Here is a 7,842-nt window from a genome sequence, read left to right as displayed (position 1 = left end):
CCGAACTGCAGCGTCAGTGCCTCGAGGGCATGGCCGACTGGATGGACGTGAACTCGCCGAGTATCCATGATGTCGAACCGGTGCCGGGAGCCTCGCCTTCCGGAGAGGGGGACGGCGAGCCATGGGTCCGTTGGACCGGAGACGGCAAGAGCGTCTATGCCGTCGTCGATGCTGCGGGCAGGGTTCCGCTGCGCATAGATGCGGGCGCGGTCGATGTGGATTCCGCAACCATTCTTGGCGGTGGCAACGTTGTCGTGGAGGCGGACGGCGATATGCTGACCGCGGAGATTCCCGCGACAGACGTCGCCGGCCCTCAGGTCGTGCGTTTTGCTCGACACTAATCAGCCCTTATCCATGAAGGCGGTCGCAGTCCGGTCGGTGCATTCCCGGCCGGCGCGGCCGCCTCGCTCATGAGTGGAAAAATTCTAAAACGATATTGAAAAATTTCCTTACCGTACATTATCCCTTACTGTAAGAACCTATTGCAAGGCGAAGGAGCCTATCATGAGTCGTTTTACCAAGTGATCCCTTCCTACGACGAAGTGCTCGTGTATTACGGCGAATAGTGCATGACCAAAAGCGTCAGTCAAAAAAGAGAGGGCCCACAAAAAGGCCCTCTCTTCATGCCGGATCACAAGGAACCGTGCGTCTCACCGCTTGCCGTTGTAGATCTCGTTGTCGATCACATCGGCGAACACGCGATTAACGGCCGGGCGCACCACTTTCAGCGACGGCGTCAGACACTTGTTCTCCTGCGTGAACTGCGTGTCCAGCACGGCGAACTTGCGTACGGATTCGGCGCGCGAGACCGTCGCATTCGCCTTGTCCACGTACTGCTGGATCTCCTCGCGCACCGCCGCGTTCGTGGCGAGCCGGTCCACCGGCGTCTCCGTGGACAGTCCATGCGCGGGCAGCCACAATGCCAGCGACTCCGGATCGAGCGTCACCAGCGCGCCGATGAACGGGTGCTGGTCGCCCACCACCACGCAGTGCTCCACGATCGGGCATTTGGCGATCTCTTCCTCCAGCGGAATGGGGGAGACGTTCTTGCCGCCGGCGGTGATGATGATGTCCTTGATGCGTCCGGTGATGGTGATGCGGCCTTCGTCGTCGATGGACGCGAGGTCGCCGGTCCTGAGCCAGCCGTCGGCGGTGAACGCCTCGGCCGTCTTCTCCGGCAGATTGTGGTAGCCGCGGAACACGTTCGGGCCCTTGACCTGCAGTTCGCCTTCGTCGGAAATGCGAATCGAGGAGCCGGGCGCGGGCTGGCCTACGGTGCCGATCACATTGTCGGTCACGCGCGTGGCGGCGAACGGGGCGGCGGTCTCGGTCATGCCATAACCCTGAATCATCGGCAGTCCGATGCCGTTGTAGAAATGCGCCAGATCGAGCGAAAGCGGCGCGCCGCCGCAAGCCACGTACTTGATCTTCGGGCCCAAAGCACCGCGCACCGTGCGGTAGACGAGCGTTTCATACTTGGCGCGCTCGGCGATTTCGGCAAACGTGTGCTGCTCGCCGGCCTGCTCCTTGCGGCTCCAGACGCGCGCGGCCTCGGCGGCCTTGACAAACAGGCGGCCCTTCCAGCCGGCACCGGCCTTGTGCGAGGCGGCGTTGTACACCTTCTCGAACACGCGCGGCACGCCCAGCAGGTAGGTCGGTTCAAACGAACGCAGGTCCGGCAGCAGGGACTTGGTATCCGGCAGATAACCGACCACGCCGTCATCGGAGGCGATGGAGGCGTACTGGATAAATCGTGCGAAGCAGTGGGCCAGCGGCAGGAAGAGCAGCAGGCGTGGATGGTCGTCAAGCACCACTTCATGCAGCGCCTGCGAAGCGGTGATGGTGATGGACACGAAGTTCTTATGGGTCAGTTCGGCACCCTTCGGGTTGCCGGTGGAGCCCGAGGTGTAGACGATGGTGGCCAGATCGTCGGCGCGCACGGTGGCCACGCGCTCGTTCAGTTCCTCGTCCGAAACAGCCACGCCCAGACCTTCGAGCGCGCCCAGTGCGTTGCCCTCGAGCATGAGAATCTGCTTCAAGGCAGGGCAGTGGTCCTTGACCGAGTCGAGCCGGTCGAAGCGCTCGCGGTTGTCGGCAAAGGCCAGCTTGACCGCCGAATCGTTCATGATGCGCTGGGCTTGCGGGGCGGAGTCGGTGTCGTAGATCGGCACGCTTACCGCGCCCACTGCGGCCAGTGCGAAATCGAGAATGCCCCATTCGAGACGGGTTGAGGAGAAGATGGTTACCGCGTCGCCCTTGGCGATGCCGAGCGCGATCAGGCCTTTGGCGGCTGAGACCACGCGCTCGTGGAATTCGCCGGTGGTGACGTTCTGCCAGCGGCCGGGGTCGATTTTCTTGGCGGCGATTACCGTGTCCGCGCCGGTGCGGGCAAGGCGATCGGTGAGCAGTGAATAGATAGTTTGGTCATCGCGGATCTCGATGGATTCGCCGGGCGTGGTGTAGTGGTCAAGCATAAGCGGGCCGTGTCCTTACGTGCGTTGCGTGATGGCTGTTGACAAATCGAGCCATCCTGACAAGTTAGGCTACGCTGGCGTAAGGTTGCGCGCGTTGTGGGCAATGGAGAAGTTGTCTGTCTGGTTTTGTGGATTGTATACAACGCCGTGTCTAACCGGTTTGCTCTACGGTTATGACCGTGTCCATTTCGGGAGTCATCGACTTCCTGCAGGACAAGTACGCGCTGAGCCCGGCCCTGCAGGGTCTGGTCATCAGCTCCATCATGATCGGCGGCGTGATCGGCGCCGGCTTCTCCGGCTTCCTGTCCGATAAGTACGGCCGCCGCCGAAGCACTGGTCGCCGCGCAAAAGCAGCACTAGGCCGCGTTTGCTGCGTCTATTGGCGAATTGATCATATGGGTCGTCTGCGTGCAGACGACCCTTTTGCGTTCCGTCGGCTTCTGACACCGTAGAAACGTGCTTTCTCGGCTTCGAGGGGCTGATTTTGCTTTATCCGGAAGTCTACTTCCACTTCGAGGGGCTGATGCCCAAGTAGACGCGGCCCTAAAACGGCGGAATGACGTTGACGTGTAGCCGTTTATACTTCCGATTACATGGATGAGGAGCCCCTCGAAGTGGAGATAGACTTCCGGCAAATGCGAAATCAGCCCCTTGAAACGGAAGTAGACCTCCGGCAAACGCAAAAATTAGCTTCCTCGAAACGGATAAATGCACGTATTGGGTGTAGTTGATGCTTCAGCCCCTGATATCGAAGCATATTTCTTCTGGTTGGCGCGTCTAGCATGCGCACTCCGCAATCGAAAATTCTGTGGCCTCTCTCACTTTAAAAGTCTGGCATGTGCGAGGGCGTTCGCTTAAGGTGAATGGGATTGCGCGGAATGTGGAGCGCAGGGTCATGACCATGCGCGTGCTGCAGATCCAGCTGCGCTCGCTGACCGCCATGGATATCGTGGCCTACGGCGGTGCGGCGGCCGGCATTGGTGTGGCTCTATGGCAGTATGCGCATACCGCCGCAGCCGCCGCAGGAGCCAGCGCCGCCGGCTGGTCGCCGATCATGCTCGCCGCCCACCTGCCCGGCGCATTCGCCTACCTGGCCTACGGCCTGCAATACCTGATGCCGTTCGGTGCGGGCTTCCCGCTCACCCTCGCCGGACTGCTGCTGATTGTGCTGCTGTCCGCCGAATTCTTCATCCCCATGCGCCAACTCGGCTCCTACTTCCACGTGGCGATGAACGGCATGACCTCCACCAAACGTATCTTCGCCCTGCTGGACACCTCCGAGCCCGCCCATGGCACTGCCACGCTGCCGGCCACCACTGGTACTGATGTCGGGACTGATACCGGTACCAAGGCCGGGACCGAGGCCGATGGCGGAATCACCGTCAGCTTCGACCACGTCGGCTATTCCTATGACAGCGCCGATTCCGGTGCCGCCGTTCAGCAAATGAATTCCGCGCCGGCACCTGCGCTCACCGACCTCACCTTCACTGCCTACCCCGGTCAACTCACCGCCATCGTCGGCATCTCCGGTTCCGGCAAATCCACGGCTGCCGCGTTGCTTGCCGGCACGCTGACCGGATACCAAGGCTCGCTTACGCTGAACGACGTCAAGGTATCCGACCCGTCCGGAGAGACGCTCGCCCGAACCATCACCCTGATCGGTGCCAGTAGCCATCTGTTTGCCGGTACTCTGCGTGAGAACCTTCTGATGGCTTTGCCTGATGACGGCCAGAACGGTGACGTTGCGTCCGACGCCGCCAACCTGTCCGGTGGCCAGCTCCGGCTGCAGCGCCGGCCGAGATGAGCACGTTCCAGGTCATCAAGCGGCTACTCGGGGAGGCCAAGCCGCTGGCCGGGCTTATGGTCGCGGCTTCCACGGCCGGCACCATCGGCCACCTTGCCGCAACCTTCCTACCGGTGTTCGGCATCATCGCCGGATTCGCACTCGCCATCAGCCCCGTGACCACCACCATCGTCTACGCCATCGTGGCGGCCACGCTGAGCCCCTGGATGGTGTTGGCGCTGATCGCCGCCTTCACGCTGCTCGCCAGCTCGTTCGGGCCGACGCTGGCGCTCGCCGCCCTGCCCGCGAACCTCACCCAGACCTTCGCCTCCGCCCGTCGTCTGTTCGGTCTGATGGACGAAGCGCCGGGCGTGGTGGAAACTGGCACTGCGAACTCGGATTATGAGGGCATGCGCCTTGACCGCGTCACTTTCGCGTACCCGGGGGAGGAGAGTGAGGCGATTCTCGCCGACTTCTCGCTCGATGTGCCACAGCACGGCATCCTCGGTATCCAAGGCCCATCCGGCAGGGGCAAGTCCACTATGCTGAAGCTGCTGATGCGCTATTGGGACCCGCAGCGTGGCCAAGTGACGCTGTCCGGCACGCCGCTACCGCAAATCGATGTGCATGCCCGCCGCCGTATTCAGGCCATGATGAGTCAGGAGACCCACCTGTTCGACGGCACGATTCGAGAGAATCTGCTTATCGCCTTGCCTGAATCGGAGATTCGCAATGGGGGAGCGGCCGGTGTTCTTGACGCCCGACTCCGCGAAGCCCTCGCCAAGGCATCCGTGCTTGACTTGATTGATTCGTTGCCGGATGGGTTCGACACCCAGGTGGGTGAGCTGGGCGACCGACTGTCTGAAGGCGAACGCCAGCGCATCGGATTGGCTCGCGTATTCCTGCGCAATGCCGACTTGGTGCTCTTTGACGAGCCGACCAGTCGTCTGGATGCCTTGAATGAAGCCATCATTCTGCGTTCCATTCGTGAGCTGTCCAAGAGCGTGCAGAATGCGGATAAGGGGCAAGACGTGGCTGTAGTGCTGGTCTCTCGCCGTGAATCCGCCATGCGCGTTGCCGATGCGGTGCTGAATCTGTAAAGTCACACAGTCACAGGCCGCAATACTCTGCAATACAGGATTCCCGCCTTGCGCGTCGGTGCGTTTCGGCTGCGCAAGGCGGGAATCCTGTATTTCCTTATATATCAGCCTCTGATAAGGGCATCCAGAGAGTCGAGGGCCGCGTCGATGGCCTGAGCCTCGCGGTCGTCATCCGTCTCGGCGAAGGAATGCTCGCTGTAGGAATCCTCGTCGGCACTGGGCAGTAATACCCCGCGAGGCGTATCGGCACTGTGCGCGTGCTCAATAGAGGCCATATGTGCCGGCTGCACGGCATTTGTCTGCTTGCGGTTTCGATTCGCGTCATTCGCGGAATCAACGGCATCTGCGGCATCAACGCTATCCGTATCATCCGCACCACTGCGCGTAGTCGGCCGATTCGCCAGCGTGCATGGGTCGTCGGGCAACGAATCGGCCAAGGCCGCGACTGCTGCGCTGGCCGCTGCCTCGGCCGCCGCGCCGTCCAGCATCGCACCGGCCGCAGAGCCATCCACAGGGCCATCCACAGGGCCATCCGCAGGGCCATCCACAGAGCCGCCCGTATACTCGCCGTCGTGCCGTCTACTGGATGACTTACCGACCAGAACAGCGCCCCTCGTACGCCGCACAAGCGACGGCACGTTCTCATCCGTCGCGACTTCCGAGACGGTCGCTGCCGTGTCTTCTTCTGCAGCCATATTCGCCGCTGCCTTGGCGGCTTCCTCGGCAGCGCGCTGCGCCGTCAGCCGTTCTGCCTCGGCCCTTTTGGCGGTCTCTATGGCGAAAATCTTCTGCTGTGCCGCAGCACGAGCCCGCTCAGCCGCATCCATAATGCCCAATGCCTGCTGACGTTCGTTTTCAATACGACGCAGCGTGGCTTCCGCGTGGCGGATATTCGCATCAGCCGTGCTCAGCGCGTATTTTGCAGAGGCCAAATCGGTTTTCGGCTGCCATAGATGCTCGATTTCCTCCAGCGTGCGTCCCATTGTCTCCGGCACCAACGCCACGATGCCGAACAGGCAAATCAGATCCAGAAACGCGAAAATCGCGAACGATATGCCGCCGCCCAATCCATCGATCATCATCGGCGTGAATTGTGCGATGATCCAGTTGGCGAACAGCAGACACATCACACACAATCCGGTGGCGCGACCGCGCAGATACGTGGGGAAGAGCTCGGGAATCACAATCCAAGGAATCGGCCCCATCGAAAAGGCGAACGATATGGTGAACGCCATGACGAATATAAGCGTCAGCAGCGAATTGCCCATGAAATACGAGCCCGAAATGCATAGCGCGAACGCGCACATCATGCCGGTGCCTATTTCCATAAGACGCTTACGGCCGAACGTGTCGATCAGGTACATGCCTACCACGGTGGCCACCAGCTCCACGCCGCCTACGCTGGCGGCCGCGAGGAACTGAGTGTCCCCGCCGAACCCGAGATCCGAGAACATCACCGGCCCATAGTAGGAGATGGCGTTCATGCCGATGAACTGGTTGAACACGGCGAGAAAGATGCCGATGACGAGTGCCCGTCGCAGGCCTGGACGGAACAAATCATGGAATTCGTGCGACATCTCGGTTTCCAGTTTGACCGAGGCTTGGATGTCATCGGTGCGCAGGCGTGCGCGTTCGGTGCCGAGGATGTGCTCGAGCACCGCGAAACCTTCATCGGTTCTGCCTACCTGAATGAGGAATCGCGGGCTTTCCGGTGCCCTCCGCATAGCCAGCAGGAAAGCGGCGGCCGGAATCGCGCCTAATCCCAGCATCCAGCGCCATCCAATGGCCATATCCCAGTCGTTTGATCCGTAGGAGGCGATGATGTAGTTGATGACGTTAGTCAGGAAGAGGCCGCAAACCGCAAGCAACTGATAAGAGAAGGCGAGCAGACCACGGATGTTGGCCGGAGCCGATTCGGTGATATATGTGACGGCCAGCGCGGCGGTCAGGCCGATGCCGTAGCCGCCGGCCACGCGCGCCAAGATAAGCGCTATGGGACCTATCGTCAGCGCACTCCATACAGCCGCAACGAGGAAGAACGCGCCGCCGATAATAAGGATACGTTTTCTGCCGAATCGGTCGGAAAGGAATCCGGCGGTGGCCGCTCCGATGACGGCACCGAGCATGATGGAGGAGATGACGAGGCCCTCCATGAGAGTACTGAGCCCGTATCTGGCGCGCAGGAATTCGATGGCGCCGGAGATAGAGACGGTGTCGTAGCCGTACAGTAATCCGGCAAGACCCGCACTCAAAGCCAGTCCGAATGTATATTTTCCTGATCCGCGGGTGCGTATGGCTGTCCCTAAAGGGTTGGGCTGCTTGGAAGCAGTCCGAAACAGTCCCGCCATGTGCTCTTCCTCTCAATACAGCTATGGGGGTGCCTATTCATACTAGCCGAACTGGCTCCGTCTGGCGCTGGTCCCGGCCCGTCACGCAAGACAATCCATCCTGGGATGTGAATCAGAGGAATTCGCCAGTCTTTCCG

The 7,842-nt window shown here is 61.1% G+C and carries 3 protein-coding genes and 2 pseudogenes; 3 read left to right on the top strand and 2 right to left on the bottom strand.

The window, feature by feature from the left end:
- Positions 1-341: pseudogene (locus FYJ31_RS12475) on the top strand (alpha-L-fucosidase); the annotation flags it as partial.
- A gap of 309 nt (positions 342-650) precedes the next feature.
- Here the strand turns inward: FYJ31_RS12475 and FYJ31_RS07825 are convergent.
- Positions 651-2,474, bottom strand: a complete 1,824-nt coding sequence (locus FYJ31_RS07825; RefSeq protein ID WP_154536418.1) for an AMP-dependent synthetase/ligase — start codon at positions 2,472-2,474, stop codon at positions 651-653.
- Positions 2,475-2,653: 179 nt separating this feature from the next.
- On the opposite strand from FYJ31_RS07825, the gene FYJ31_RS13205 reads away from it, so the two are divergent.
- Both FYJ31_RS13205 and FYJ31_RS07815 read left to right on the top strand, forming a co-directional pair.
- A complete protein-coding gene (locus FYJ31_RS13205) occupies positions 2,654-2,926 on the top strand; it encodes an MFS transporter (protein WP_326831195.1) in 273 nt (90 codons plus the stop codon).
- A gap of 461 nt (positions 2,927-3,387) precedes the next feature.
- Positions 3,388-5,357: pseudogene (locus tag FYJ31_RS07815) on the top strand (ATP-binding cassette domain-containing protein); the annotation flags it as partial.
- Between the two features lie 104 nt (positions 5,358-5,461).
- Here FYJ31_RS07815 and FYJ31_RS07810 read toward each other — a convergent pair.
- On the bottom strand, positions 5,462-7,705 hold the full coding sequence (locus FYJ31_RS07810) for a sugar porter family MFS transporter (RefSeq protein WP_154536417.1): 2,244 nt from the start codon (positions 7,703-7,705) through the stop codon (positions 5,462-5,464).
- Positions 7,706-7,842: the final 137 nt, after the last annotated feature.

Origin of the sequence: Bifidobacterium sp. WCA-178-WT-4B, from assembly GCF_009696495.1 — a bacterium.
Classification (GTDB): domain Bacteria; phylum Actinomycetota; class Actinomycetes; order Actinomycetales; family Bifidobacteriaceae; genus Bifidobacterium; species Bifidobacterium infantis.
The sequence above is the reverse complement of the archived record's forward strand: the minus strand, read 5'-3'. Positions and strand labels throughout refer to the sequence as shown.

Excerpts from the sequence above, each read along its gene's own strand:
- FYJ31_RS07810 (WP_154536417.1), bottom strand. The coding sequence starts at position 7,705 with ATGGCGGGACTGTTTCGGACTGCTTCCAAGCAGCCCAACCCTTTAGGG.
- FYJ31_RS07825 (WP_154536418.1), bottom strand. The coding sequence starts at position 2,474 with ATGCTTGACCACTACACCACGCCCGGCGAATCCATCGAGATCCGCGAT.